This window comes from Streptomyces sp. 11x1, from assembly GCF_032598905.1.
Classification (GTDB): Bacteria; Actinomycetota; Actinomycetes; order Streptomycetales; family Streptomycetaceae; genus Streptomyces.
Genome location: NZ_CP122458.1, coordinates 191,122 through 216,118, shown reverse-complemented (window position 1 = coordinate 216,118; position 24,997 = coordinate 191,122). Strand labels below are relative to the sequence as shown.

At 70.3% G+C, this 24,997-nt stretch carries 21 protein-coding genes and 1 pseudogene; 7 read left to right on the top strand and 15 right to left on the bottom strand.

Going from position 1 to position 24,997, the window contains the following annotated elements; all coding sequences use genetic code 11:
* Window positions 1-17: 17 nt before the first annotated feature.
* Window positions 18-701 (bottom strand): gamma-glutamyl-gamma-aminobutyrate hydrolase family protein, encoded by a 684-nt coding sequence (locus P8T65_RS01030; RefSeq protein WP_316723521.1) that lies wholly within the window; start codon window positions 699-701, stop codon window positions 18-20.
* The gene (locus P8T65_RS01025; RefSeq protein ID WP_316723520.1) at window positions 698-2,347 is read right to left on the bottom strand and encodes an MFS transporter; all 1,650 of its coding nucleotides are present in this window, start codon (window positions 2,345-2,347) and stop codon (window positions 698-700) included. The genes P8T65_RS01030 and P8T65_RS01025 overlap by 4 nt, the downstream gene beginning before the upstream one ends.
* Window positions 2,348-2,675: 328 nt before the next feature.
* Here P8T65_RS01025 and P8T65_RS01020 point away from each other — a divergent pair, with 328 nt between their 5' ends.
* Window positions 2,676-4,205, top strand: a complete 1,530-nt coding sequence (locus P8T65_RS01020; protein ID WP_316723519.1) for an MFS transporter — start codon at window positions 2,676-2,678, stop codon at window positions 4,203-4,205.
* Between the two features lie 178 nt (window positions 4,206-4,383).
* Here the strand turns inward: P8T65_RS01020 and P8T65_RS01015 are convergent, their stop codons facing one another.
* Entirely contained in the window at window positions 4,384-4,842 is a 459-nt protein-coding gene (locus P8T65_RS01015) for a carboxymuconolactone decarboxylase family protein (protein ID WP_215453210.1), read from the bottom strand.
* Window positions 4,843-5,091: 249 nt separating this feature from the next.
* The gene (gene sigJ, locus P8T65_RS01010) at window positions 5,092-5,976 is read right to left on the bottom strand and encodes an RNA polymerase sigma factor SigJ (protein ID WP_184903587.1); all 885 of its coding nucleotides are present in this window, start codon (window positions 5,974-5,976) and stop codon (window positions 5,092-5,094) included.
* Between the two features lie 68 nt (window positions 5,977-6,044).
* On the opposite strand from sigJ, the gene P8T65_RS01005 reads away from it, so the two are divergent.
* On the top strand, window positions 6,045-6,506 hold the full coding sequence (locus P8T65_RS01005; RefSeq protein WP_184903589.1) for a carboxymuconolactone decarboxylase family protein: 462 nt from the start codon (window positions 6,045-6,047) through the stop codon (window positions 6,504-6,506).
* 109 nt (window positions 6,507-6,615) lie between these two features.
* On the opposite strand, the gene P8T65_RS01000 is transcribed toward P8T65_RS01005, so the two are convergent.
* The 3 genes from P8T65_RS01000 to P8T65_RS00990 form a co-directional block, all read right to left on the bottom strand.
* The gene (locus tag P8T65_RS01000; RefSeq protein WP_316723518.1) at window positions 6,616-7,887 is read right to left on the bottom strand and encodes a discoidin domain-containing protein; all 1,272 of its coding nucleotides are present in this window, start codon (window positions 7,885-7,887) and stop codon (window positions 6,616-6,618) included.
* A gap of 198 nt (window positions 7,888-8,085) precedes the next feature.
* Complete coding sequence (locus P8T65_RS00995; protein ID WP_316723517.1) at window positions 8,086-9,480, bottom strand: prolyl oligopeptidase family serine peptidase; 1,395 nt, start codon at window positions 9,478-9,480, stop codon at window positions 8,086-8,088.
* Between the two features lie 195 nt (window positions 9,481-9,675).
* On the bottom strand, window positions 9,676-11,115 hold the full coding sequence (locus P8T65_RS00990; protein ID WP_316723516.1) for a citrate:proton symporter: 1,440 nt from the start codon (window positions 11,113-11,115) through the stop codon (window positions 9,676-9,678).
* Window positions 11,116-11,298: 183 nt separating this feature from the next.
* Here P8T65_RS00990 and P8T65_RS00985 point away from each other — a divergent pair, with 183 nt between their 5' ends.
* The 3 genes from P8T65_RS00985 to P8T65_RS00975 all read left to right on the top strand — a co-directional run bounded on the left by P8T65_RS00985 (window position 11,299) and on the right by P8T65_RS00975 (window position 14,617).
* Window positions 11,299-12,225, top strand: coding sequence for a LysR family transcriptional regulator (locus P8T65_RS00985; protein ID WP_316723515.1), 927 nt, complete (start codon window positions 11,299-11,301; stop codon window positions 12,223-12,225).
* A gap of 180 nt (window positions 12,226-12,405) precedes the next feature.
* Entirely contained in the window at window positions 12,406-13,623 is a 1,218-nt protein-coding gene (locus P8T65_RS00980; protein WP_316723514.1) for a CoA transferase, read from the top strand.
* A complete protein-coding gene (locus P8T65_RS00975; protein WP_316723513.1) occupies window positions 13,613-14,617 on the top strand; it encodes a CoA ester lyase in 1,005 nt (334 codons plus the stop codon). Before P8T65_RS00980 ends, P8T65_RS00975 begins: the two co-directional genes overlap by 11 nt.
* A gap of 4 nt (window positions 14,618-14,621) precedes the next feature.
* On the opposite strand, the pseudogene P8T65_RS00970 reads toward P8T65_RS00975, so the two are convergent.
* Window positions 14,622-15,058, bottom strand: a pseudogene (locus P8T65_RS00970) (transposase); the annotation flags it as partial.
* A 169-nt stretch (window positions 15,059-15,227) separates the two neighbouring features.
* On the bottom strand, window positions 15,228-16,388 hold the full coding sequence (locus P8T65_RS00965; protein ID WP_316723512.1) for a PQQ-binding-like beta-propeller repeat protein: 1,161 nt from the start codon (window positions 16,386-16,388) through the stop codon (window positions 15,228-15,230).
* Between the two features lie 320 nt (window positions 16,389-16,708).
* Between P8T65_RS00965 and P8T65_RS00960 the strand changes: the two genes are divergently transcribed.
* Window positions 16,709-16,846 (top strand): hypothetical protein, encoded by a 138-nt coding sequence (locus P8T65_RS00960; protein ID WP_399098086.1) that lies wholly within the window; start codon window positions 16,709-16,711, stop codon window positions 16,844-16,846.
* A gap of 59 nt (window positions 16,847-16,905) precedes the next feature.
* Window positions 16,906-17,457, top strand: a complete 552-nt coding sequence (locus tag P8T65_RS00955) for a hypothetical protein (RefSeq protein ID WP_316723511.1) — start codon at window positions 16,906-16,908, stop codon at window positions 17,455-17,457.
* Window positions 17,458-17,889: 432 nt separating this feature from the next.
* On the opposite strand, the gene P8T65_RS47105 is transcribed toward P8T65_RS00955, so the two are convergent.
* The 6 genes from P8T65_RS47105 to P8T65_RS00925 all read right to left on the bottom strand — a co-directional run bounded on the left by P8T65_RS47105 (window position 17,890) and on the right by P8T65_RS00925 (window position 24,938).
* Window positions 17,890-18,675 carry a hypothetical protein gene (locus P8T65_RS47105; RefSeq protein ID WP_399098083.1) on the bottom strand — a complete coding sequence of 262 codons (786 nt, stop codon included), beginning with the start codon at window positions 18,673-18,675 and terminating at the stop codon, window positions 17,890-17,892.
* 686 nt (window positions 18,676-19,361) lie between these two features.
* Window positions 19,362-20,957 (bottom strand): ABC transporter substrate-binding protein, encoded by a 1,596-nt coding sequence (locus P8T65_RS00945; RefSeq protein ID WP_316723510.1) that lies wholly within the window; start codon window positions 20,955-20,957, stop codon window positions 19,362-19,364.
* Between the two features lie 372 nt (window positions 20,958-21,329).
* The gene (locus tag P8T65_RS00940; RefSeq protein WP_316723509.1) at window positions 21,330-22,238 is read right to left on the bottom strand and encodes an ATP-binding cassette domain-containing protein; all 909 of its coding nucleotides are present in this window, start codon (window positions 22,236-22,238) and stop codon (window positions 21,330-21,332) included.
* Window positions 22,235-23,089, bottom strand: a complete 855-nt coding sequence (locus tag P8T65_RS00935; RefSeq protein WP_316723508.1) for an ABC transporter ATP-binding protein — start codon at window positions 23,087-23,089, stop codon at window positions 22,235-22,237. Before P8T65_RS00935 ends, P8T65_RS00940 begins: the two co-directional genes overlap by 4 nt.
* A complete protein-coding gene (locus P8T65_RS00930) occupies window positions 23,086-23,943 on the bottom strand; it encodes an ABC transporter permease (RefSeq protein WP_316723507.1) in 858 nt (285 codons plus the stop codon). Before P8T65_RS00930 ends, P8T65_RS00935 begins: the two co-directional genes overlap by 4 nt.
* Window positions 23,940-24,938 (bottom strand): ABC transporter permease, encoded by a 999-nt coding sequence (locus P8T65_RS00925; RefSeq protein ID WP_316723506.1) that lies wholly within the window; start codon window positions 24,936-24,938, stop codon window positions 23,940-23,942. Before P8T65_RS00925 ends, P8T65_RS00930 begins: the two co-directional genes overlap by 4 nt.
* Window positions 24,939-24,997 lie beyond the last annotated feature (59 nt).

The following is a 24,997-nucleotide window of genomic DNA, read 5'->3' as shown; positions in this document are numbered from 1 at the left end:
TCGGCGCAACTCCCGCGTCAGCGGGCTGCGTCGACGAACGCCTTGAACAACCCCGCCGTGTCCTGGCCCAGTTCGGCGTGCGCCTGCAGGCCCACCACGAACCGGGCGGAGGGATCCTCGACGACCTCGACGAGCCCGTCCTCGGCCCAGCCGGTGGCCACCAGTCCCGCGCCCAGCACGTCGACGGACTGGTGGTGATGGCAGTACACGGCAGCCGACGCTCCCATCACCTGCCCGGCGAGCGAACCGGGCGCGAGACGCACGGTGCGCCGGTCGTAGCGGCCGGGCATCTTCGGCGAGTGCTGCGGATGGTGCTCGTGCAGGGTCCCGCCGCGGGAGACCGAGATCAGCTGCAGACCCCGGCAGACCCCCAGCACCGGGATGCCCCGCCGTTCGGCCACGGCCAGCGCCCGCAGCTCCGCCTCGTCACGCACCGGGTCCGGCGCCAGGGCATACGGCCCGGGCACCGCGCCGTAACGGGCGGGCTCGATGTCCTGCCCCCCGCTCATCAGCAGCGCGTCGACCCGCTCCATCACCTCCTCGACGGCGCCGGGCAACGGCGGCACCAGCACCGGCGAACCGCCCGCACCGGTCACCTTCTCCAGATACGCCAAAGGCAGGACGGCCGCGGGCACGTCCTTCCAGATGGTCCAGCTGAGCATGCTCGTATCGGCCGTGACGGCCACCACCGGTGCGCTCATGGGCGATGCACATCCTTCACTGAGTCGACGTCCGTCCTGTCCGCTGCCGCAAGGCAGCCACCGCAGCCCACCGCACGCCCCTGGACCCTCACTCGCGCGGGCCGCCGCAACCCCCTGAAGACCCCCCTCGCCACGTCACCCCGCCCCGGCCCCCGCCCGCCCCGGTGCCCCGCCCGGCGCGGCGCCCCCAGGAGCAGCGCCGCCGCGGCACCCGCCACCAGCAGCGCCACCACCGCCCACAGCGCGACGGTGAACCCGTGCACGGCGGCCTCGGCCCGCGCCCCCGGCGACGGCGTCGGCGTCCCGGCCAGCCGGTCGGCGGCCACGGACGCCGCCACCGTGTTCAGCACCGCCGTACCCACCGACCCGCCGACCTGCTGCGCGGCGGTGAACACCGCGGACGCCGCCCCCGAGTCCGCGGGCGCCACCCCCGCCGTCGCCACCGTCATCGCCGTCATCGCCGCACCGCCCAGCCCCAACCCGCACAGCACCAGCGCCGGCAGCACCACCGCCGCGTACGAGGAGCCGGTGCCCACCCGCGTCAGCAGCAGCGCCCCGGCCGCCGCCACCAACAGCGCCGGCGTGACCAGGGACCGCGCCGGCGACCGCGGAGCCAGCCGCGCCGCGAGCGTCACCCCGCCCGTCATCCCCACCGTCAGCGGCAGGAACGCCACCCCCGCGAGCACCGCCGAATACCCGAGGACCACCTGCAGGTAGTACGTCACGAACAGCAGCACCGCGAACGTGCCGATCTGCCCCAGCGCCGCGATCCCCAGCGCACCCGCCCGCATCCGCTCCCGCACCACGCGCAGCGGCAGCAGCGGATCACGCACCCGGCCCTGATGCACCGCGAACACCACGAGCAGCACCGCCGCCGCGGCCAGCGCCCCCAGCACCGTCGCGTCGGCCCAGCCCCGCGCCTCGGCCGCGCTGCAGCCGTACACGGCCGCCGTCACCCCGCCGCAGCCCCACAACGCGCCCGCCACGTCCAGCCGCGTCCCACCCGGGCCCCGCCCGTCCCCGCGCAGCACCCGCAGCCCGCCGGCGATCGCGGCCAGGGCGATCGGCACGTTGACGTACATGCACCACCGCCACCCCAGGTACTCGGTGAGCAGTCCACCGAGGATCAGCCCGGCGGCCGAGCCGACACCGGAGACCGTCCCGAACACCGCGAACGCCCGGCCCCTCTCCCTGGGGTCGGTGAACATCGTCACCAGCAGCGACAGGGCGGTCGGCATCAGCAGCGCGGCGAACGCCCCCTGCCCGGCCCGCGCCGCGAACAGCATCACCGGTGTCGTCGCGGCGCCCCCCACGGCGGAGGCGACGCTGAAGCCCAGCAGTCCGACGACGAACGCCCGCCTGCGTCCCATCAGGTCCACCACACGCCCGCCGAGCAGCAACAGCCCGCCCAGCGCCAGGGAGTAGGCGGTGATCACCCACTGCCTGCTGCCGTCCCCCATGCCCAGCTCGGCCTGCGCCGAGGGCAGCGCGATGTTCACGATCGTGCCGTCCAGCAGCACGGTCAGCTGGGCCAGCGCGATGACCGCCAGCGCCCACCAGCGCAGCGGATCGGGCCCGGCCGCCCGCGGAGGGGGCGGCCGGAACACGAAGACGGCGTCCGGCCGGGCGGGAGGCGTGCTCGTCATGAGGGGTGTCCTTCGCGGGGGCGGTCGGGCATGACACGGCTGCCGCCAACCGATCACGCCGCACCGGACGCCTTCTTGAGCCGGACTCAAGCCCCGCACACCCGGCCCGCATCCGCCCACCCGCCCCCCCCGGGGGGGCGCTCAAGTCAGTCTCGAGCCGTTCTGTGCCGGGGGCCTGTGTACTTTCCAAGACCCGTCCTCGGGCCGCAGGGGCGCCACGCCGCGTGCGTGACCCTGCCCCCGGCAGCGGGAGTTACGGCACACCCGGCGGCTCCTTCGTCCAGGACCGCTTTCGACGACCCGATCCTGCACAGTTGAGGAGTTCACAATGGCTGCCCCCGACTCAACCACGAGCCGACCAGGCCTCGGGGCGGGATTCAACCCCGGGGCGATCCTGGCCTTCGTGTGCATGGGCCAGTTCATGGTCTTCACCGACGTGTCGATCGTGAACCTCGCTCTGCCGTCGATCCAGAGCGGGCTCGACATGTCCGATGTCAGTCTGAACTACATCGTCACCGCCTACGCGACGGTTCTCGGCGGTTTCCTCCTGCTCGGCGGACGCCTCGCCGACACCTTCGGCCGCCGCCGGATGATCCAGATCGGCTTCACGATCTTCGCGCTGGCGTCGCTGACCTCCGGTCTCGCCGAGAGCGGCGACGTACTGATCATCTCCCGCGCGGTCCAGGGCCTGGGAGCCGCCATGATCACCCCGGCGGCGCTGGCGATCCTGACCAACACCTTCACCGAGGGCCCCGAGCGCAACAAGGCCCTGGGCCTGTGGGGATCCCTCTCCGGCATCGCCTCCATCCTCGGCGTCATCCTCGGCGGCGTGCTGGCCGACGCGGCCAGCTGGCGGTGGATCTTCTGGATCAACGTGCCGATCGGCCTGGGCGCCGCCCTGCTCGCCCCGCGCCTCATCCCCGAGAGCAAGGCCGAGACCCGCGGCCAGTTCGACACCTTCGGCGCCGCCACCCTCACCGGCGGCCTGCTGCTGCTGATCTTCACGCTCGGCGAGGCCACCACCGTCGGCTGGGACAGCCTGCGCACCATCGGATCGCTCGTCGCCGTGGCCGCCCTGCTCGCCGCCTTCCTCGTCATCGAGTCCAAGGTCAAGTCCCCGATGATGCCGCTGAAGTTCTTCCGCCTGAAGACCATGCGCACCGCCAACCTCTCCGCGGTGCTGGTCTTCGGCACCTTCAGCGCCCTGTTCTTCTTCGCCAGCCTCTTCATGCAGGACGTCTTCGGCTACTCCCCGCTCAAGGCGGGCTTCGCCTACGTGCCGCTGGCCGTCTCCGTGGCCGTCGGCGCCGGCATCGCCTCCGGCCTGGTCAACAAGGTCGCCGCACGCGCCGTGGTGATGCTGGGCCTGGCCCTGACGGTCACCGGCCTGCTGCTGCTGGTGCGCGCCCCGGCCGACGGCCACTACGCGGTGGACCTGCTGGCCCCGTTCATCCTGCTGGGCCTGGGCTGCGGCATGGTCTTCGTGACCCTGCAGATCGCCGCGTTCGTCGGCGTCTCCGGCGAGGAGGCGGGCGTCGGCGCCGGCATGATCAACACCAGCCAGGAGGCCGGCGGCGCACTCGGTCTCGCCGTCATCGCCACCATCGCCTACAACGGCATGGGCGCAAGGCTCGCCTCCGCCAACGGCGACCCCGGCCTGGTCACCAAGGCCTACGAGACCGCCAACCACCATGCCTTCCTGTCGGCCGCGGTCCTCGGTTTCGTCGCCCTGCTCGTCGTCACCTTCCTGATGCCGCGCGGCCAGAAGCCGGCGAACTCCACCACCCCCGAGTCCGCCGAGGCCGCCGCGGAGGCGGCACCGGCCGCCGCCGTCCTCGCCACCGACAGCCGCCACTGACACCCCGCCCCCCTCCGGCCCCGCCGCCCCCCTCCAGGAGCGGCGGGGCCCCTTCATGCCTGGACCACGCCGCCCGGAAAAGAAGTCCGGCGGCCGGAAAAGAAGTCCGGCCGGACACGGAAGCCGCGAGCGAAGCGGTTCCGTGCCCGGCCGGACACGAACGGACGGACGAGGACGGTCAGCCGGCCAGCGACTGCGCGGGCTGACGGGTGGTCGGCATCAGCCGGTGCCACAGGTTGTTGAAGCCGATCGCCAGCAACAGACCGGCGAGCTCCTGCTCGTTGTAGTGCTTGGCGGCCTCGGCCCACACGTCGTCCGACACCGGGTCGGGGCCGGCCAGACGGGTCGCCTCCTCGGCCAGGGCCAGCGCCGCACGCTCGGCGTCCGTGAAGAACGGCGCGTCGCGCCAGGCCGCCACGGTGTTCACACGCTCGTCGCTCTCACCGGCAGCCTTCAGGTCGAAGGCGTGCTTGTTCACGTTCCAGCTGGAGCCGTTGATCTGGCTGGCCCGCAGGTAGACGAGGTGGAGCGTCGTCTCCGGCAGCCCGGTCTTGTTCACGGCCCCCGCCACCCCCATCAGCGCCGGAAGGACGTCCGGGCCGGCGGTGATGGCGGGATTCGGGATACGGGCGGTCATGGTTCCTCCAAAATTCACAGAGTGCCTGCTGCTCCGCACCGACGAGCCGGACCACGACGAGTGACGGCGGCGCCCGCGGAGCACATGCCGCCCAACCCCTGCGGCACTTGCCCCGGCGTCGCCCCCTTCCGGCCTGCGTCCGCAGGAGACCGAGAACCACCATGCCCTACCTCCCGCACCCCGACGGCCCACCCGGACCGCCCCTCCACCAGCTGCGAAGCGGTCCTCGAGCCACCCTTGAGCGAGCCGTCAGGCAACCAGCCCCAACGCCTCCAGCCGCTCCGGGTCGGTCAGGACGTCCATCGCCGCGATACGCCCGCCCCGGACCGTGAACGACAGCACCGAGATCGCCCGCCCGCCGGCGAACGACACCACCCCGGGCGATCCGTTGACCAGCACGACACGGGCGTCCTGGGCGAACCTGGCGAACTCCACCGCCTGCGAGGCGACATCGGCCGCCCCGCGCCGCAGCAGACTCGCCACCTGCCCGCCCCCGTCCGAACAGGCCACCACATCCGGGTCGAGGATCGCCATCAGCGCCTCGAAGTCACCCCCGCGCGACGCGTTCAAGAACGCGTCCACCACCTCACGCTTGCGCGCCGTGTCCGTGTCGGCGGCCGGGGCGGCCCCCTGTACCCGCCGCCGCGCCCGGCTGGCGAGCTGCCGGGTCGCGGCCGGCGTGCGCCCCAGCACGGACGCGATGTCCTCGAAGGGCACGTCGAACATGTCGTGCAGCACGAACGCCAGCCGCTCCGCCGGCGACAGCGTCTCCAGCACGACCATCAGCGCGATCCCGACCGAATCCGCGACCATGATCTCCTGCTCCGGATCGACCGCCCCGAGCCCGCTGATCACCGGATCGGGCAGCCGCACCCGGCCGTCCTGCTCGGGCAGCGGATCCTCCCGCCGCGCCGCACGGGAGCGCAGGATGTCCAGGCAGACCCGCCCCACCACGGTCGTCAGCCACGCGGCGAGATTCCTCACCTCGCCGACGTCGCTGCGGCTGAGCTTGAGCCACGTCTCCTGAACGGCGTCCTCCGCCTCGGCGATCGTCCCCAGCATCCGGTAGGCCACCGACCGCAGCCGGACCCGCTCGGCCTCGAACCGCTCGGCCAGAACTTTCTCTTCCCGCACTGTCACACCCTCGTGTCGGCGTCCGTCGTACTGGTGAGGGACGCTAACCGATGCAAAGGACAGCCGAGATGAACGCTCGTATGAAGAACCCCGCCGTGGTACTGCCGGACGCCATGAAGGGCATCCAGAACATCTACAAGGCCATGTACCAGGGCGGAGTCTCCCCGCGGCTGCTGGAACTGGTCCACCTGCGCGCCAGCCAGATCAACGCCTGCAGCGCCTGCCTGTACGCGGGCGTGGAGGGCGCGAAGAAGCACGGAGAGACCGACGAGCGCCTGCACGCGGTCGCGGCCTGGCGCGAGGCCCCCTTCTTCACCGAGGAGGAGCGCGCGGCACTGGAACTCACCGAGGCCGCCACCCGCATCGCCGACCGCTCCGGAAAGGCGGTCCCCGACACCATCTGGGACCAGGCGGCCGATCACTTCAACGAGGAACAGCTCTCCGCGATCATCCTCATGATCGGCCTGACCAACTTCTTCAACCGCATCAACACCACCATCGAGGAGCCCGCGGGCGCCTCCTGGGGCTGACACCTCCCTCCTGACTGCCGCCGGGGATGGCGGAACGGCACTCGCGTACGGCATCACCTTGGCTCGGAGCGCTGCGTCGGCGGGCCGCGGAGCGCTCCGAGCGATCCGGTCAGTACGGGCAGGTGTCCATCCAGCGCGTGACCAGGGCTGTGTTGTTCTTGTCGGCGTCACGTACGGGACCGCACAGGAACGGGCTGAAACGGGTGTCGGCACGCAGCCAGAGGCTCAGGAACGACACGATCCACTTGCCCTGCTTGGCCTTGTTGCCGTAGCCCGTCATCGGGCACAGATGGTCGCCCGGGACCTCGATGTAGAACTTCTCGGCCCCGGACATGGAGTTGTACCAGGGCACCGCGTAGTCGTTGCCGTGGGCGACAGGGTCGCTTTGACAGGTCAGGAAGAACGTGGGCTCGGTGACTGCGGAGAAGTTCGCGTTCGGGTAGTACGGGGCCGTGGGCACGCCCGCCCTGAAGCGCGCGTCGTCCCGGAGGGCCGCCATGACGCCACCGCCGCCCATCGAGTGACCGACCGCGCCGAGCGTGCCGTTGACCTTCCCGGATACCGGGTTGCCGGCGACGTTGCCGAGCGCGAGCAACTGGGTACCGGCGGCCGTGATCTGGCGGCCGCGCGACTCGGGATTGTCGGTCAGTGTGTTGGTGCCGACGTTGATGACGACGAAGCCCCAGGAGGCGAGGCGGGGTGCGAGCCACTGCAGGTTCTGCTGGGTGCCCTGATAGCCCGGCATCAGTACGACGCCCGGGTAGGAGCCACTGTTCGTGGGGTACGTGACCGTGCCGGAGCCGTAGCCGCTCGGGCTGGGAACGGTGTAGGTGGCGGTGGTCAGCGGCCCGCCCGCGGCCTCCAGCAGAGCGGTCGTCGGGTCCGGGATCTCGTTGCCCGGAGGGGTGCCCTCGCTGGAGCCGTACACCTGGAACTCCCACAGCGAGTAGCCGTAGGCGGTGCCGCGCTGGGTGCCGTGGAAGCGGACGTAGCGGCCGTTGCCGTTCACGTCGAGGCTCTGCACGCCGCCGGTGCCGGTCGTGGTCGAGTAGACGGTGTTCCAGGCGGTGCCGTTGTCGGAGGTCTGGATCTGGAACGCGCGGGCGTACGCGGCCTCCCAGCGCAGCACCACTCGGCTGATGGTGGCGGTGGCGCCCAGATCGACTTCCAGCCACTGCGGATCGCCGAACGTGCTCGACCAGCGCGTTGCGGTGTTGCCGTCCACCGCCGCCGACGCGGAAGTGGACGCGTTCTCGGTGGAGGAGGAGGTCGCGGGTCTGCCCTGGGACAGCAGGTCGGCGGCGGCGGCCGGCGGGGCGGCCGCTGTCAGCACGGTCAGCGCCAGAGCGATGACGGTCGCCAGGGAGATCAGTGCCGTCATGGCACGGGGTCGGGTCCGTAACTGCACGGTCGTGTGAGGGGAACGGCTTGATGGACGCATTGCTTTACCTCCGGATAGCGGTGGGAGCGCGGTAACCGGACAGCGGGGTGCGCCCGCGCTGTGGGGGCTGTTCGGATTCGCCGGGAGTTGATGTCTCACAGTGCGGCAGGAAAAGGAAGGGGGCGCCGCGTGCGGCGGCTACCGGGACTGTGCGAAGAGCCAGTCGATGACCACGTCGTTCTCGTACGTCTGGGCCCATGACAGGTGTGGGTTCACCGGTGTCGTTCCGGCGGTGTAGCTCGTGAACAGTACGTGACTGCGCGTGGCCCGGGCCTGGCGTAGGAGCGCCCGGGACCGGGCCTCGAACTGTGCCTTCGGCAGATCGTTGGCCCACTCCCCACGGGTGACCCGTGCACCGGCGCTCTCCAGGGCGTTCATCAGGGTCCAGGTGCCGGGCTTGCCGAACCGGCCCTCCCGGTAGGGGACGACCGGGTCGTCGACGGAGTGGTCGGCCCATATCGGGATGTGCGTGATCCGGTCCATGGCGGCCCTCTCGCCCCAGCCGGCGGTGGGCAGGGCGGCCGCGAACACGTCGGGTCGCTTCGCCAGCAGGCTGTAGATACCGCGCCCGCCCGAGGACAGGCCGACGAGATAGAGCCGGGCTGTGTCCACGTTTCGGGCGTGCTCGCTCACGAAGGTGTCGATGAGTTCGATCAGAGCGGCCTGGACCTTGGTGTCGGTCCAGTCCGTGCCGTCGGGTCCGTCCATGGGACGGGGCAGGGGGATCTGCGGAGAGAGGACGAACGCGGGGTCGCGGCGCTGTCGTTCCGGTTTGGCGAACGTGACCGCGATCCGGTTGGAGGTGAGCTGGGTCATGTTGTTGTCCGCGACTTCGCCGCCGCCGTGCAGTGTGACGACGAGCGGGTACCGCTTGCGCGTCCGCGGGTTCCGCAGGAATCCCTCGGGCCGGTACAGCCGGAAGTCCAGTTCGAAACCTGCCAAGTCGGTGAAGGAACCGGCGGCGAAGTCGTCGACGACGGCAGTGATGACGTCGTCGTTCCGGCTCGCGAACGGGCCGGCCCTGAGCACGGGTTCGCCTTCGGGGGTGTGCACGTCCGCCACTTGTCTGACGCAGTAGGCGCGGTCGAGCGGAAGGGGGTCGGTGCCGGCGGCCCGTGCGTTGGGGTCGTTCGGATCGAGTTCGATGATCAGGCGGTCCCCTCGTCGTCCGGGGTGGGAGCGGTCGTCGACTTCGGCGGAGGTGTTGGAGTAGATGCGGGTCACCGTGCGGGCCGCCGTTTGTCCGCCCACGGTGGCCCGCACCTGGAAGGCGGTGGGCGGGACCGTCCCGCCGCGTAGGTCGATGCGATGCGCGTACTGGATGGCGACGGCCGTCACCAGCCAGTTGTTCCTCGGCGTCACGTGCGTCAGGAGGTCCGTCCGCAGGACCGGATTCGGTCCGGAGGCCGCTTGCCGTCCTTCGGAGGGGGCTGTCGTGGCGTCGGCGGCCGCAGCGGTCGCCGTGCTCACCGCCGGCGCCGCGACCGCACCTGCGGTGACGGCGAGCACCGTACGTCTGGGGATCGATCTCATAGGTCCTCGTCTCGGTCGGTGGGGCACCCGGACCGGGTGCCGTGTGGGGTGGATCCGGTCGACCGGCTCCCAACGTGCGGGAGCCGGGCGGCACTTCGGGGGCCATGACGCGGCATGTGCGGTGGCTGCCGGGCGTCCACCGGGGGGACTCCGCTCGGGCCCGGGCCACCGGTCGCACCCGGGCCCGGGACACGGTCACAGCGGGAAGGCTCCGGTCAGCAGGGCGCCGGCGGTCATGACGAGGGTGGTTGCGAAGGCCCAGCGGAAGATGAAGCGTTGGTGCTCTCCGAGCGACACACCGCTCATGCCGACCAGGATGAACGTGGACGCGGTGAGCGGACTGAGCGGGAAGCCCGTGGTCATCTGGCCGAGTATGGCGGCGCGGGCGACCTGGGCCGGCTCCGTGCCGAACCCGCTCGCGGTCTCGGCCAGTACGGGCAGAACCCCGAAGTAGTAGGCGTCCGGGGTGAAGACAAGACTCAACGGCATGCCGGTGAGGGCCACCGCGACGGGCAGATGCGACCCGAAGGAGTCGGGGACGACCGAGACGAGCGCCTCGGCCATCTCGTCGATCATCCTGGTGCCGGTGAGGATCCCGGTGAGGACGCCGGCCGCGAAGATCATCGTGGTGACCAGGACCACGCTCCTGGCGTGCTTGTCGAGCAGCGCCTGTTGCTGTTCCCAGGTGGGGTGGTTGACCAGCAGCGCGATGGCGAACCCGAGGACGAACAGCACCGGAAGCGGCATCACTTCCAGGATCAGGCAGACCACGAGGGCGACGGTGAGCAGGAGATTGAAGACGGTCAGCCAGGTCCGCGGCGGCGGGGGGACCCGGACGGTGCCGGGCCCGTCGCCCGGGGACCGTAGGGCCGGGCGCTCCTGCCCGTCGGCCGTCGGGGGAGTGGCCCGCAGGCTCGACGCGGCAGACGCGGCAGACGCCGAAGAGGCAGGTTCGCGGTCGCACCCCTCGCCCTCGCCCTCGCTCGTGCGCACGTCCGGGGCCGGACCTCCCGGGGACAGCGCACCGAGACGGTTGCGCTCCCGGCGGCCGAGCAGATACGAGGCCACCAGCACCCAGGCCACGCCGAAACCCATGGCAGGCAGCACGGGGTTGAAGACCTCGGAACTGTCCAGCTTCAGCGCGGCCATGGCGCGTACCGTCGGGCCGCCCCAGGGGACCATGTTCATCACGCCCGCGCCCAGGCAGACCACTCCGGACAGCACCAGGGGGTTCATACCGAGCCTCTGGTAGACCGGCAGCAGTGCGGAGACGGTGATGAGGAAGGTGGAGGCACCGTCTCCGTCCAGGGCCACGCACAGCGTGAGAACGGCCGTGGCGACGGTGATCCGCAACGGGTCGCCACGCGCCACGCGCAACAGAGCGCGGATCAGGGGGTCGAAGAGCCCGGCGTCCACCATCAGGCTGAAGTACAGGACCGCGAAGGCGATCATGATGCCGGTGGGAGCCACCCTGGACAGCCCGCCGAGAATCAACTCGCCCAGATCGCCCGCGAATCCGCCGATGAGCGCCGCCAGCACCGGAAGCAGGATCAGAGCGACCAGCACCGAGGCGCGCCTGGTCATGGTGAGCAGCAGGAGGACGGCGATCGTGGCGAAGCCCAGGGCTGCCGGCATGGCGGCGCTCGCTTTCTCGGGGACGGCCCTCGGCGGCGGCGGGCTGGAGCTGGGCGGAGGGAGCAGGCCGAGGCGTTACGCGAGAGTTTCGGAGCAGCGGCGGATCGGTGTCCAGCATCAAACCGAGATCTGTCCATGCGTTGAGCGCATCAATCCGAGCCGGGGCGCCTATGCTCGTCGGCCATGGAGGCCACCACCTTGCGTCAACTGGCGGCGTACACGGCCGTCGCCCGGGCCGCGAGCTTCACCGCGGCCGCCGCGCAGATGCACGTGTCCCAGTCCTCGCTCAGCCGCGCGGTCGCGGACCTGGAGCGGCAGCTCGGCGTCCGACTCCTGGAACGGGACACCCGTAACGTGCAGTTGACCGCGGCGGGTGTCGAGGCCCTGCGTGTGGCCGAGCAGATCGTCACCGCTCACCGGGCGGGCATGCAGGAGCTCAGGCGCTACCTGCTCGGCGAGTCGGGAACGGTCGCCGTGGCCACCCTTGCCTCCGTCGCGGCGGTGCTCCTGCCGCAGGTGATCTCCGACTTCCGCGAGCGGCGGCCCCAGGTGGCGGTACGCCTCCTCGACGGCCTGGAGCGGCCGGTACTCGAGCGGGTCCTGTCCGGTGACGCCGACTTCGCGATCACCACCGTCGCCAGCCCGCCGGAGCAGTTGGAGCACCGCCCCCTGGTCAGGGACCGCTTCGTCGCGGTGCTGCCGGAAGGCCACCCGCTCGCCGACCGCCAGGAGATCGCCTGGGAGGACCTGGCTCGTCAGCCGTTCCTGGCCGTCGGGCGCGACTCGAGCGTGCGGCGGCTCACGGACGCGGCGTTCGCCCAGATCGACGCGCGTGCGCAACCGGCGGCCGAGGCGGGCGGTATCGCGACCGTGGGGGGACTGGTGACCGCCGGTCTCGGAGTGTCGGCGATGCCCGCCCTGGTGCTCCCGCTGATGGGGGCCGGGTCCGTCGTCTGCCGTCCTCTGGTGGACCCCGTGGTGGACCGGCGCCTGGACATCGCGCTGCGCGCTCGGCGAACGCTCCCGGCCGTGACGCAGCGGTTCCTTCAGACGCTCGAAGAGTTCCGCCTCCAGGGGCGTCCGCTCCCGCCCGGGGTTTCGTGGGCGTGATACCACTGACCGCCCACCCCTCGATTCATGCGCTTTCCGCATTGATTCATGGCCTTCTGTTGCTCGACAGGCATTTCTGCGCTCCGGCAGTCTGAAGACAACGGCGACGGCCGTGCCGCACCCACGCGGACGACGCTGTCGAAGACCCACGCGCAGCGGCAGGGCAAGGGAGCTGAAGCGGTGTCGGACGACGAGCGCAACACCACCGGAAGCGGGCAGTTGCACGGCCTGAAAGTGGTCGAGTTCGCCCATGTGGTGGCCGGTCCGCTGGCGGGCTCGATGCTCGCCGACCAAGGGGCCGACGTCGTACACGTCGAGCCCCCCGGCGCCGGAGACGCGGCCCGCGCCATGGGGCCCCAACGCGACGGTGTCCCCCTGTGGTTCAAGGTCGCCGGCCGCAACAAACGCTCGGTCACCCTCGATCTGCACCACGAGGCCGGCCGGCTCCTCGCCCACCGGCTCGTCGCCTGGGCGGACGTCGTCATCGTCACCCTGCGCGCCGGACGCCTGCGCAGCTGGGGACTCGACTGGGACTCCGTGCACCGCATCAATCCCCGGGCCGTGCTGCTGCAGATCTCCGGCTTCGGCGCCACCTCCTCACAGGCGGACGCCCCCGGCTTCGGCAAGGTGGGCGAGGCGCGCAGCGGAGTCGTGCACCTGACCGGCTTTCCCGACGGCCCGCCCGTGCACACCGGCTTCTCGCACGGCGACGCCGTGACCGGCCTGATGGGCGCCTACGCCGTCCTCGCCGCCCTCCACCGCCGCGACCACGACCCCGCCTTCGACGGCGAGTGGATCGACCTCGCCCTCTTCGAGTCCCTGTTCCGTCTGGTCGAGTGGCAGGTCATCGTCCACGACCAGTTGGGACGCGTACCCGAACGCTCCGGCAACCAGCTGGCGGTCGCCCCGGGGGCTGTGATCAACACCTACCGCTCCCGCGACGGCGAGTGGATCACGGTGACCTCCGCGACGCTGAGATCGGTCCGCAACATCGCCCGCCTGCTGGGACTGCCCGAGGAGGAGTTCACCACGGCTCAGCAACAGTACGACCGACGCGAACAGTTGGACGAGAACCTGCGGAACTGGGTGGCGCAGCGCGTCACCGGCGAGTGTCTGGAGGAGTTCGCCCGTGCCGAAGTCGTGGCCTCGCGGGTGTTCGACGCCGCGGACATCGCCGCCGACCCCGTGTACGCCGAACGCGAAGACATCGTCACCGTCGACGACCCCGATCTCGGTCCGGTGCGTATGCAGGCGGTGATCCCGCACTTCCGGCAGCGCCCCGGGCGGGTCTGGCGGACGGGGCCCGCCCTCGGGCAGGACAACCACCTGGTCTACGGGCAGTGGCTCGGACTCGGCGCGGACGAGCTGGCCGACCTGGAGAAGAGCCATGTCATCTGAGGAGTCCTCCACGAGCCCTGCCGAGGTGGACGCGGGAGCGGCCGGCCGGCCCCCGCTGCGCTCCCTGCTCTTCGTCCCCGGCACCAGAACCCACTGGCTGCCCAAGGCCCGGGCGGCGGGCGCCGACGCGGCCATCCTCGACCTGGAGGACGCGGTGCCCGCCGCGGACAAGCACGCCGCCCGCGCGCAGGTGGCCGACGCCGTCGCACGGGCCGCCGCCACGTCGGCCGGACAGGCGGGACGGATGGCGCTGTTCGTCCGTGTCAACCCGCTGGACGGCTGGGCGGGGGCCGAGGAACTGCGCGCGGTCGTCACGCCCGGGCTCGCCGGCATCGTGCTGCCCAAGGTCCGCTGCGCCCAGGACGTGAGGCTTGCCGACCGGCTGCTGGGCTGGTGCGAACAGGAACAGGGCCTGCCACCGGGACGGCTCGCCCTGGTGCCCCTGCTGGAGACGGCGCGCGGCCTGCGCGAGGCCTACGACATCGCCCGAGCCGCCACGCGCATCGCCTACCTGGGCGCTCTCACCGCCCCCGGCGGCGATGCGGAACGTGCCGTCGGCTACCGCTGGAGCCCTGAGGGAACCGAAACAGCTGCACTGCGCTCCCGGGTTCTGCTGGACGCCAGGGCAGCCGGAGTGCCGTGCCCGGTCAGCGGACTGTGGACGCGCATCGGCGACCTGCCGGGACTACGCGCCTTCGCCGAACAGAACCGCTCCCTCGGCTACGAGGGCATGATGGCGATCCATCCCTCCCATGTCCCCGTGATCAACGAGGTGTTCTCTCCCGGCTCCGCCGAACTCGCCCGCTGCGCAGAGCTGATCGCGGCCGTCGAGGCGGCACAGAGAGAAGGAACCGGCGCCGTGACGTTCCAGGGCGAGATGGTCGACGAGGCCATGGCCCGTACGGCTCGCCTTGTTCTGGAACGACACGGGGCGCAGGTTCGGTCTTGTGGTGGCCGGGGTGCTCTGAGTGGGGGGCAGGGCGGCGGACAGTGACCGGATAGACGACGTCGAGCGGCCGGTTCTGCCACTCGGCCATGCCGTCCAGAACCTTGTCCGTGATCATGGAGACAGTCTGCCGGGAGACCTCGGCCCCGTGGACCTCCGCGAGATGGGCCTGGACCTCACCGGTGGTCAGGCCCCCGGCGGCCAGCGAGATGACCATCTCGTCGACACCGGTCAGGCGCTTCTGCCGCTTCTTGACGATCTTCGGTTCGAAGGAGCCGTCCCGGTCGCGGGGCAGCCCCCTGCACTGGTCCCACGTCGGTCAGCACGGTCCTTCAGCGTTTGCCGTTGCGGGAGTTGATCGCCGTTCTTGCCCGCCGGACCGTGCTTGCCATAGCCGAGGTGGTCGGTGATCTCGCCCTCGAGGGCGGACTCCAGCAGCCGCTTGGCCGGCTGCTGCAGCAGCCCGCCCTCACCTGTCAGCTGCAGGCCCTCGGCCTGCCCGGCTCGTCGATCAGCTGGTCGTCCACGGCCTTCGCCGACAGATCCACTTCTTCCATGATCGGGAGTTACACCGAACGATCTGCACTCCCGTCGAGTCCCCGCTGGCGCCGGTGACATCGAGGCGGTCGGCGATGACCTGTTTCGGAGCGCGGATCAGTCAAGGGGCCGCGCGCCAGATCCGCGCTGTCCCGTCACCGCTGACGGTGGTGATGCTGCGGCCATCCGGGGAGTACGCGACATCGTGAACCGGGGCTTGGTGCCCTTTGAGGATCTGGAGTGCCGTACCGGTCCTGACATCCCAGACCTGCGGAGTATTGGCCCAGGACTCGTTCTCGGAGCTGTGCCTGACCACCAGGGTGTGACTGTCGGGGGCCCAGGCAACCTGATCCACCTGCTCGTTATTGCCGACCGCTGTCAAGAGACCGTGCAGGCCACGTAGCGTACGGAGCCTTCTGCCGCTCTCCGGATCGAGCAGCCAGACGTCGTCGCCGTTGCGCGCCGCCAGCAAGCTCCCGTCTGGGGCGTAGACCGGCTTGTCTCCCTCGTACAAGCCTGAGGACCACCGCACAGCACCTGTCGCCACATCCCAGGCCCGAACCCTGTCACCATCGGCGACCACGGTTCGTCCGTCCGGCGCGAATCCGACCGTCCAGCTGAAATGCCCTCCGGCCGGGTCGAGCGGGTGTACCCGGGCACCGGTGGTGACGTCCCAGATGCCGCCCTGCCGTTCGGCCACGGCGGCGATGGTCCCGCTGTCCGGCGAGAATGCCGCATCCCTGGCTGGCACGTCGATCCGGTGGCGGAGCGTGCCGGTGGCCACGTCCCAGAGCTGCAGGTGGTCACCGGTGGCCGCGACGGCTCGACTGTCGGGTGAATACACCAGCTTGCTGACGCGCAGCGGCATCAACCCGTCGGGATGGGTGACCGGGACCTTGATCACGGTGCGCGTGACACCGGTCTGCGTATCCCAGATCTGGATCGTCTGGCCGTCGTTCAGCTCCGTGGCCACGGTGTCGCCGTCCGGTGCGAAAACCACCTCGCGGTTGGAGTACCGCGCATCGGTGTTGACGGCGAGGGGCATGACGTGTAGACGTGTGCCCTTGTCGACATCCCACAGTTCTACCGTGCCGTTGTCGCTCCAGGCGGCCAGGCTGCGTCCGTCGGGCGAGTACGCCACCGAGCCCCTCAACGGCAAAGTCCGCAGCGTCACGCCGTCGGACGACGCGGTGGGATCGTACAAGCCCAGGACATGGCGCGCCTGCGTGTACACGAGAGGCGCGAGAGCGGCCAGCAGCCCGACCACCAGCAGAACTACCACTCTCGCTCGCCCACCTCTGCGTTTGCGCTGCGGTCCGGCACCAGAAGCGCAGACGGGCTCATTCGGATCACCGAACCCGCGGTTGCCCGCTTGCGAGAAGATCGCAGGCGGCGTGGGTCTCAGGTCGCTCACGGCTGATACTCCGAGTCGAGTGCGTCATGATGGCACTGACCAGCCCCTGTGCTCGGACCGCTGGCGCCGTTGTATGGCGAGGCTATCCACGCACCCCGATGCCGGCATGAGTAGAGCTACTCAATGCTGATGTGTATGTGTCGTCGGCCTCGTCCGGCAGGATGATCTCCTGCGTGTCCGGTGAGGGCATGAAACCGACGGTTGGCCCTGACCAGACAGCAGGCCGCGTCGGCTTCGCCACCGGCGCCCCGCTGCGCCGGCTTCTGCACGCGGCGATCGAGGTCGCGGCGCGGACGTACCGTAGGGCGTTCCGGACGGCTCGCTGACGGTGCGCAGAACGTTTCGGGCAGCCGCGGCGTCGAAGTGGCGCAAGGAACGGTCGGGAATGGGGGCGGACATGCGCAGGGGGTTCGTCGCGGTGGCAGCCGCACTGGTGGCTGTCGTGGGGTGCGGCGCCGAGGACGACGAGGACGTGATCATCGACTACGGGCCGGCGACGACGCCCTACAGCGGTCCGCTCCACATCGAGACCGAGAAGGTGAAGGAGGACACCCCGGAGGCCATGCTGCTCGCCTCGGGCGCTGCCGGCCGGGCGCTGGAGTGCAACGGGGAGATCTCCCGGGGCGGTGCGCCCGACGGTTGGGGGGAGGGGCGACGGCGGCAAGACACCGAAGACGGGCTGAGGCTCTACTTCCGTATGTTCGAGCCGGGAGGCGTTGCCTCGCGGTTCCGCGTGGAACGCGAGGAGACCGACCGCGTCCTGTACTCGCACCGTGTCGACGGTCGGACGAAGACGGCGGTCGTGATCGCCAAGGACCAGGAGGGCAGGCCGGTCGAAGCGCTCACCCTTGAGACTGACGAAGTGCCCAGTCGCGGTCGCTCGGCGTCGGCCAGGTTCGCCAACGAGCCCGTAGGACTGCGTCGTTGTCAGGCATGACAGCAGTGCATGCACAGAGGCACACATTCACCCGCATACACACACAGGAACGTGGCGGCATGAGCACGGGATGTCCGGGCGGTCAGTTCGGGTGTAGCCGAGTCCGTGCTCGGTTGGCTCCTAGTCCTCACGGCGCACTTGAGTGGCAGCCGGTGTCCGGGTGCTGGGCCGGTAGGTAGCGGGACCTTTCCTCAGGCATGAGTGTGGTGTCGATGGTCCGGCAGATCTCGCGAATCGCCTGTGTCGCATCGGGGAGTCGACATTCCACAGCATCGTGGAGGCAGATGTGCCGCTAATGGCCAGGGTGCGGCCGTCTGGGCTGAGTGGCTGTTGTCGTTCCGAGCTTGAGGAGTGTTCGTCGAACGGGAGTCTCGATCGGGTGATCGCCGCTGGCCGCGGGCATGAAGGCAGACACCTCACGATGCCAACGCGTCAAGCTGCGGCGGCGAGTTCGGTGGGGAACGCGGTGTGTTCGTCGAACAGCTGGCGGTGTTGTAGGCAGTGGTAGAGCTGGCCGATCATGCGGTTGAAGAGGTTGCGCTGGGCGGCGGCCCACCAGTCCCGCAGCCGCGGGACGTGCGCGACGACCGGTCCGCCGGCCGCGTCCGCGAAGACGCTCGCGACCGCCTCGGCGTCGTCGGCGCCCAGACACAGCAGCGGTTCCAGCACGTCCTCCTGCATCCCCACCAGCGCAAGGCGCGGGGGAGGTCTGAAGCGCTGCTCAGCCTGGGAACGCAGGAACGCCGGACGGGCGTCGATGACCTTCTCCAGGAGCTGGGTGTGCCGCAGATGGGCCCGCTCCGGCAGCCGCAGGATCCGCTCGCAGGTGCGCCGTACCTCTGCATCGTCCACGTCGTTGCGGACCTCACGCATCCACTCCATCAGGTCCCGTTCCACCCGGTGACGTTCACGAAGGTGCGCGCGGGACGTCGCAAGCAGCTCGGGGACGTCCTGCCCCCAGTCCACCGCCCGCACATCGCGCTCGGTCTCCTCCAGCACCGCCCGCACCCGTTCGCAGTACATGAGGGACAGCTTCAGACTCTCCGCCGCGCTCTCCTCAGCACGCCCCCACCGGCGGGCGCTCACCTGGCGTCGCAGCATCAGGTCCTTCGCCGCCTGAACGTCCTTCAGGTCGTGCTCCAGTCCGCACAGCAGGAGGTTGATGGCCGGGGTCGTGGCCCGCAGCACGGCCTGGCCACGCTGACGGATGGCGCTCAACTGTTGCTGACATGAGTGACGAAGTGCCAAGTCATTCTCATGCAGACCGCTATAGCGGTTGCGGAGTTTGCGCTGGTCAGAGGCGTGCGACCCATGCTGTGGATGTGCTCCGTCGGGTTGCGGCGAGGGATGCCGGTTGGTGCTGAGACTGTGGCGAGCAGGTCGCTGGGGCCGGGGACGCTGACACCGGATGTCCTGGCACCAGGCTCGGCCGCGGGCGGGCATGCCGACGCCCAGGCACCAACGCCGAACGGCCGGGCGGTTCTTGTACACCTTGGACGAAGCTGTGAAGCCACCCTGTTGTGATCCACGGTCTGTTGCCGCCGAATGGCCGTGCCCACCGGGGGCCCCGAAGCACGTTCCGGGCCCAGCGCGGCCGTGCAGGGGCCCAAGGGGCTGAGAACCGGGGAAAGGCGACTTCGGCGGAACTTACCGCTTGCTCACCACGTTGAGCGACCACCGGCCCGGCAGACCGGCAGACCGGCAGACCACCGGCCCGGCAGACCACCGGCCCGGCAGACCGGCAGACCGGCAGACCGGCGGATCGGACGGCGGCACCGGAAGCGGTCTTGGGTGACAAGGCGTCAGGCGCTTTGTCACCCAAGACCGTTTCCCCCGTTCCCTCACCGGCCCCACACCGTGCGGACGGTCACTTCGTGGGTTCCGGGCAGTGCGTCACACCTGCGTCACTTGGTCGACCCGAGTTGCTGCGCCCAGGGGGAGTACCAGTTCACGAAGGAGGCCGGCGGCCCCGTCACACTGTCGCTCAGGTACAGGACGTTGGCCACGTCCACCACGGGTATCCAGGGCAGCCGGTCGAACAGCCGCTCGTCGGCCTGGCCGAGCAGTGCCTCGCGCTTGCCGGTGTTCCCTTCCGCGGCAGCCCGCTGGATCAGCTCGCTCGCCGCGCTGTCCGTGAACTGCGAGTAGTTCGACGAGTCCTCCGGACTGCCCCACACCGAGTACAGCGCCTGCGGGTCGGCGACGGGGAGGCTCCACTGCGAGCCGAAGGCATCGGCACCGGTGCTCTTCCAGCCCTTCGGACCGGAGAACAGGTCGTAGAACTGCCCGAGGGCCACGGGCTTGTAGGTGGTGTCGAGGCCGATCTTCTGCCCTGCCTCGGCGAGGGCCTGCAGGGTCTGGGTGAGGGTGTCGCTGATGGCGGGAGCTCCGGCCAGGACAATCTTCTCCTTGGGGGACCCCGCTTCCTTGACGAGCTTCCTGGCCTGGGTGATCTCGTCGGGGCTGCCTCCGGTGCCCTCGCTCCTGGTCGCTTCGACCGGCCCGTACACGTCGGCGGGGAGCAGGCTGCGGGAGGCGACCGCGCCGCCGCCGAAGGCGGTACGGGCGACCGCGGTCCGGTTCAGTGCCAGGAACAGGGCCTTGCGGATGCGCGGGTCCTGCAGCGGGCCGGTCTTCGCCGTGGGGACCAGGTAGAACGAGAGCAAGGACCTGCCGTAGTACACCTTGCCGTGGCTGCCGAGCGTGCTGAGGGCGGAGGTCGGGGGCTGGTACATGCCCTGGATGGCGCCGCCGGTGAGCGCCCGGGTCTGTGAGCTGTCGCCCTGCAGGAAGCTGAACTTCACCTGACGGGTCTTGGCCGTGACGCCGCGCCAGTACTTCTCGTTGCGCTCCAGCGTCAGTGTGGAGCCCGTCTTCCAGGACCTGAACGTGTACGGCCCGGAGCACATCGGCGGAACCGTCGGCTTCCCGTAGTCGGGATGGGCCTTGGAGTACCGGGCCTGGACCACGGAGCCGGCGAACGTCGCCATCATCTTCTGGAAGAGGAGATCGGGGTGCTTCAGATCGACGGTGACCTCGCGCGGCCCGGTCGCCCTGACGGCGGTGACGGCCTTGAAGTAATGGTCGTAGCGGGGTGCCTGCTGCGCTGACGGGTGCCAGGCACGGTTCAGGCTGAAGGCGGCGTCGGCGCCCGTGACCGGTTGCCCGTCCCAGAAGCGGGCCTTGGCGTCGATCGAGTACACGAGCCGCTTTCCGCCGTTCTCGACCTTCAGTGACGCGAGGCCGTCACTGATCGAGAAGTCGGGGTTCAGCGTCTGCAGGCTCTCGCACATGTTGGCGAGGACGTCGTTGACCCCGTAGTTGTCCGCCTGCTGGGGGTCCAGCGTGGTGGGTTCGAGGATGAGGTTCCAGTTCACGCTGTCGAGGTTGCCGGTGGCCTGGGGGGTGGTGGTGGCCCAGTCCTTGACGGCGGGCGCTTTCTTCCCGGCGGGAGCGGCCCCGCCACCGCAGGCGGTGGCGAGGGCGAGGCAGGCCGTCACAGCCGTGACCTGAACGGTCCGCCACCGCCGTGACGGTGTGCGTGGGCGGGCGCGGAGAGAGGGAGGGAACGACAGCGACATGGAAGATCCCTTCGAGGAGGTCGGACCGGCGATGGGGGGCGGGTTCGCCGGCCAGGATGTGGTCGCCGAGGCGTCATATTCAGCCACCCCGCGTTCATGGTCACGGGCGACGAGCGGGGCGATTCTGCGGTGTGGAAGATACGTCCGGAGGAAGAGGGTCGTTCGGCGTCCGCGAAGGCGATGCCCGGCGCGGCGACGGGCATCGCCGGAACCGTACGGGACACGACAGCGGAGCGTGCGAGGACGCCGGGGCGTCGGCGGCGGGCGGGTCGACGGTCGGGCCTGGTGGCGTCAGACCGGCATCGCGGGGCTGTCGTCAGTGGGGCGGCGGGCGGGTTTCCAGCCCGGCCGGGGAACGGAGTCGCGCAGGAGGCGGGTGTAGGGGTGTTCCGGGTGGTCCAGGACCTCCTCGGCACGCCCCTGCTCCACCACGCGGCCGGATCGCATGACCAGCACGTCGTCGGCGACCTGCCGCACGACCGCCAGATCGTGGGTCACGAACAGATAGCTGACGTCCGTCTCCTCCTGGACGTCTGCCAGCAGGTTGAGGACCTGCGCCTGGACGAGCACGTCGAGCGCGGCGACGGCCTCGTCCAGGACGATCGCGCGGGGGTTCGTGGCGAGGGCTCGGGCGATGCACACGCGCTGCCGCTGGCCGCCCGACAGTTCGCGGGGCAGGGCGTCGAGCAGGGTGGGGCTCAGCCGTACCAGGTCGAACAGCTCGGCCGTGCGGGCTCTGGTGTCCGGGCGGCCGAGGTCGAAGTGGAGGCGCAGGACCTCGTCGACGGCGGCGCCCACACTCTGCCGGGGATCGAGGGAGCGGTAGGGGTTCTGGAAGACCATCTGGATCACCCGGGCGTGGGCCCGCCGGTCGCGGGTCCGCAGCCGCCGGGGCTGCGCCTTGCCGAAGAACTCGACGGACCCGCTCGTCGGTGTCTCGATCCCCATGATCATTCTGGCCAGGGTGGTCTTGCCGGAGCCGGACTCACCGACGACGGCGAGCGTCGAACCGGCCGGCAGGGCGAGGGAGACGCCGTCCACCGCCACGACCGGGCCTCCGCTCTTCAGCAGCCCACGGGGCTGGAAGGTCTTGTGAAGATCCCGAACCCGTACGACGGGAGCGGTCGCGTCCCCCGGGTCGGCGGCCGACCCCGCACGTCCTTGTGCTTCAGGTGACTGCTGTGACTCCTGGCTGATCACTGGGCGGCCCAGCCTTCCTCGAACGCGTCGGCCGGGACCGCCGGCAGCCGGTGCCGGCGCCGCGTGATGTCCGGGCGGCAGGCGAGCAACGCCTCGGTGTACGGGTGTGAGATCTTGCCGTCGTGCAGTTGTGCCGACGTCAGCTCCTCCACGATCCGGCCTCTGTACATCACCAGGATTCGATCGCAGAGGGCCCCGACGAGTTCGATGTCGTGCGTGATGAAGACCAGCGACGTGCCGCGTTCGCGCCGCAGTTCGGCGATCAGGGCGACGACCTCGGCCTGCGTGGTGACGTCGAGTGCGGTTGTGGGCTCGTCCGCGAGCAGCAGGCGCGGATCGCGCATGAGGGCGGCGGCGATCATCACCCGCTGCAGCATGCCGCCGGAGAGTTCGTGCGGGAAACAGCCGAGGACCCGCGCAGGATCCTTGATGCGTACCTGGTGGAGCAGCTCCTGGGCGCGGGCGGTCGCGTCCCGGCGTTGCCCGCGGCCGTCCCTCCGGTAGGTCTCGGTGAGCAGGTCGCCGATGCGGTGGACCGGGTTGATCGCCGCGTGCGGGTCCTGGAACACCATGGCGACGTGGTCACGGCGCAGTCGCGTCAGCTCCCGAGGGGACATCGCGGGGACGGACCGTCCGTCGAACCGGATGTCGCCGTCGATCCTCGCGCTCGGCGGGTGCAGTGCGGCGACCGCCCGGATCGTCAGCGTCTTGCCGGAGCCCGACTCACCGACGATCCCGACCGTTTCCCCGGCACCCACGGTGAACGAGACGCCGTGCAGAAGCTCCTGTTCCAAACGGCCGGGGCCGCCGAGGGCGAGGCGAAGGCCGTCCACTTCGAGCAGGGGTGTCATCGTCGGCCCCCTTCCCGGCGCCCGGACAGGAGGTCACCGAGGCCGATGAAGCACACGACGGCCAGGACCAGGGCGATCCCCGCGTACAGGGATTCCTGGGGGAAGCCACGGACGATGCTGCTCTGTCCCGTGTTGATCATCTTGCCCCAGTCGGCGGTCGGGTCCTGCACACCGAGACCGAGGAACGAGATGCCTGCCAGCTCGACCATCGCGTAGCCGAAGGACATGGTCACCTGGGCGACGATCACCGGCCACAGATTGGGCAGGACGTGCCGGACGCACAGCCTGACCGGTCCGAATCCCTGGGTGTACAGAGCCTGCACGTACGGCTCGTTCACCTCGCGCAGCGCGCTGGCGCGGACCAGCCGTCCGATGGCTGGGACGAAGGAGATGGAGACCGCGAGAGCGGCCGAGAACAGACCCGGGGACATGACCGTGACGAACAGCAGTGCCAGCAGCATCGACGGGAAGGAGAACACCAGGTCGAAGAGTCGGCCGACCAGGGAGTCGACCCAGCCGCGCTGCCAGGCGGCGAGGACACCGAGGGCCGTGCCCACTGACGTGGCGACCAGGACCACCACGAGCGGGCCGAGCAGCGCGGTCCGTGAGCCGGACACCAGGCGTGAGAACAGGTCACGGCCGGATGCGTCGGTGCCGAGCCAGTGCTCCGACGACGGAGCCTGCAGTACGGACAGGACGTCTCCGCTGTTCGGATCCTGCGGGGCGATCAGCGGGGCGCACACGGCGAGCAGCACCAGCAGCACGGCGAACGCGCCGAAACACCGGATCGCCACCGTCGTCGCGCCCCCGGAGCCACGCCGGAGCCGGAGCCGGGCCGGCACGAGGGCGCTCACCGGGTGCCACCCGTACGCGTGCGCGGGTCGATGAGACCGTACAGGACGTCGACGAGGGCGTTCACCAGGAGGAACGCCGCGATGACCAGGATGCTCGTGCTCTGCACGACGGCATAGTCCTTCCGTGTGATGGCCTGCACCAGGAGGGATCCCACTCCGTCGAGACCGAAGGCGTTCTCGACGATCACCGTGCCGGCGATGAGACCGGCGGCGACGATGCCCGCGATGGTCGTGATCGGCAGCAGCGCGTTGCGGACGACGTGCCGGCGCACAACGGTGCCCGGGTCGAGTCCGCGCGCGACGGCGGTGGTCACGTGGTCCCGCCGTTCCTCCTCCTTGACGGCGGCCCGTGTCACCCGGGCGATCGCGGCGCTGCTCGACAGCGCGAGCGTCACGGCGGGCAGGGTCAGGTGGTGCAGGCGTCCGAGCAGGCCGTCTCCGCTGCCGAAGACGGGAAACCAGTTGAGGTAGAGGGAGAAGACCGTGATCAGGACGATCGCGATCACATAGGTCGGGGTCGCCAGGGCCACGGAGAGCAGGACGGAGATCCCGGTGTCGGCTGCCCGGCCCGCGCGGGCCGCGACGAGCCCCACCACGAAGCCGAACACCAGGACCAGGACACCTCCGTAGGCCACCAGCAGGGCGGTGGTGGGGATTCGCGCGGCGATCAGCGACGAGACGTTCTCCCGGAGGGTGAAGGAGGTGCCGAGGTCGCCGTGGAGAAGACCGGTGAGCCAGTGCCCGTACTGGACGAGCAGTGGCCGGTCGAAGTGGAACTGTGCGTTCAGGCGCTGGACGGCCTCCGGGTCGCCGGCCTTGGCACCCAGCATGATCTCGACCGGGTCGCCCGGCGCGAGTTGCAGTGCGGTGAAGATCAGGAAGCTCGCCACGAGGAGCGTGAGTGCCATCTGGGTGAGACGTCCCGCCGCCGCCACGAGCACTCCGGTCCACTGTCGGCCGGCGGAGCGGGGCAGGCTGTGTTCGGCGATGGCCAAAGCTCCTCCTCTTGGTTGACCTGGGAACGGTTGCTGCACGATAGGTGTTTTTCGGCCAC

Excerpts from the sequence above, each read along its gene's own strand:
- P8T65_RS01030 (WP_316723521.1), bottom strand. The coding sequence starts at position 701 with ATGAGCGCACCGGTGGTGGCCGTCACGGCCGATACGAGCATGCTCAGC.
- P8T65_RS01025 (WP_316723520.1), bottom strand. The coding sequence starts at position 2,347 with ATGACGAGCACGCCTCCCGCCCGGCCGGACGCCGTCTTCGTGTTCCGG.
- P8T65_RS01020 (WP_316723519.1), top strand. The coding sequence starts at position 2,676 with ATGGCTGCCCCCGACTCAACCACGAGCCGACCAGGCCTCGGGGCGGGA.
- P8T65_RS01015 (WP_215453210.1), bottom strand. The coding sequence starts at position 4,842 with ATGACCGCCCGTATCCCGAATCCCGCCATCACCGCCGGCCCGGACGTC.
- P8T65_RS01005 (WP_184903589.1), top strand. The coding sequence starts at position 6,045 with ATGAACGCTCGTATGAAGAACCCCGCCGTGGTACTGCCGGACGCCATG.
- P8T65_RS01000 (WP_316723518.1), bottom strand. The coding sequence starts at position 7,887 with ATGACGGCACTGATCTCCCTGGCGACCGTCATCGCTCTGGCGCTGACC.
- P8T65_RS00995 (WP_316723517.1), bottom strand. The coding sequence starts at position 9,480 with ATGAGATCGATCCCCAGACGTACGGTGCTCGCCGTCACCGCAGGTGCG.
- P8T65_RS00990 (WP_316723516.1), bottom strand. The coding sequence starts at position 11,115 with ATGCCGGCAGCCCTGGGCTTCGCCACGATCGCCGTCCTCCTGCTGCTC.
- P8T65_RS00985 (WP_316723515.1), top strand. The coding sequence starts at position 11,299 with ATGGAGGCCACCACCTTGCGTCAACTGGCGGCGTACACGGCCGTCGCC.
- P8T65_RS00975 (WP_316723513.1), top strand. The coding sequence starts at position 13,613 with ATGTCATCTGAGGAGTCCTCCACGAGCCCTGCCGAGGTGGACGCGGGA.
- P8T65_RS00960 (WP_399098086.1), top strand. The coding sequence starts at position 16,709 with ATGAAACCGACGGTTGGCCCTGACCAGACAGCAGGCCGCGTCGGCTTC.
- P8T65_RS00955 (WP_316723511.1), top strand. The coding sequence starts at position 16,906 with ATGGGGGCGGACATGCGCAGGGGGTTCGTCGCGGTGGCAGCCGCACTG.
- P8T65_RS00935 (WP_316723508.1), bottom strand. The coding sequence starts at position 23,089 with ATGACACCCCTGCTCGAAGTGGACGGCCTTCGCCTCGCCCTCGGCGGC.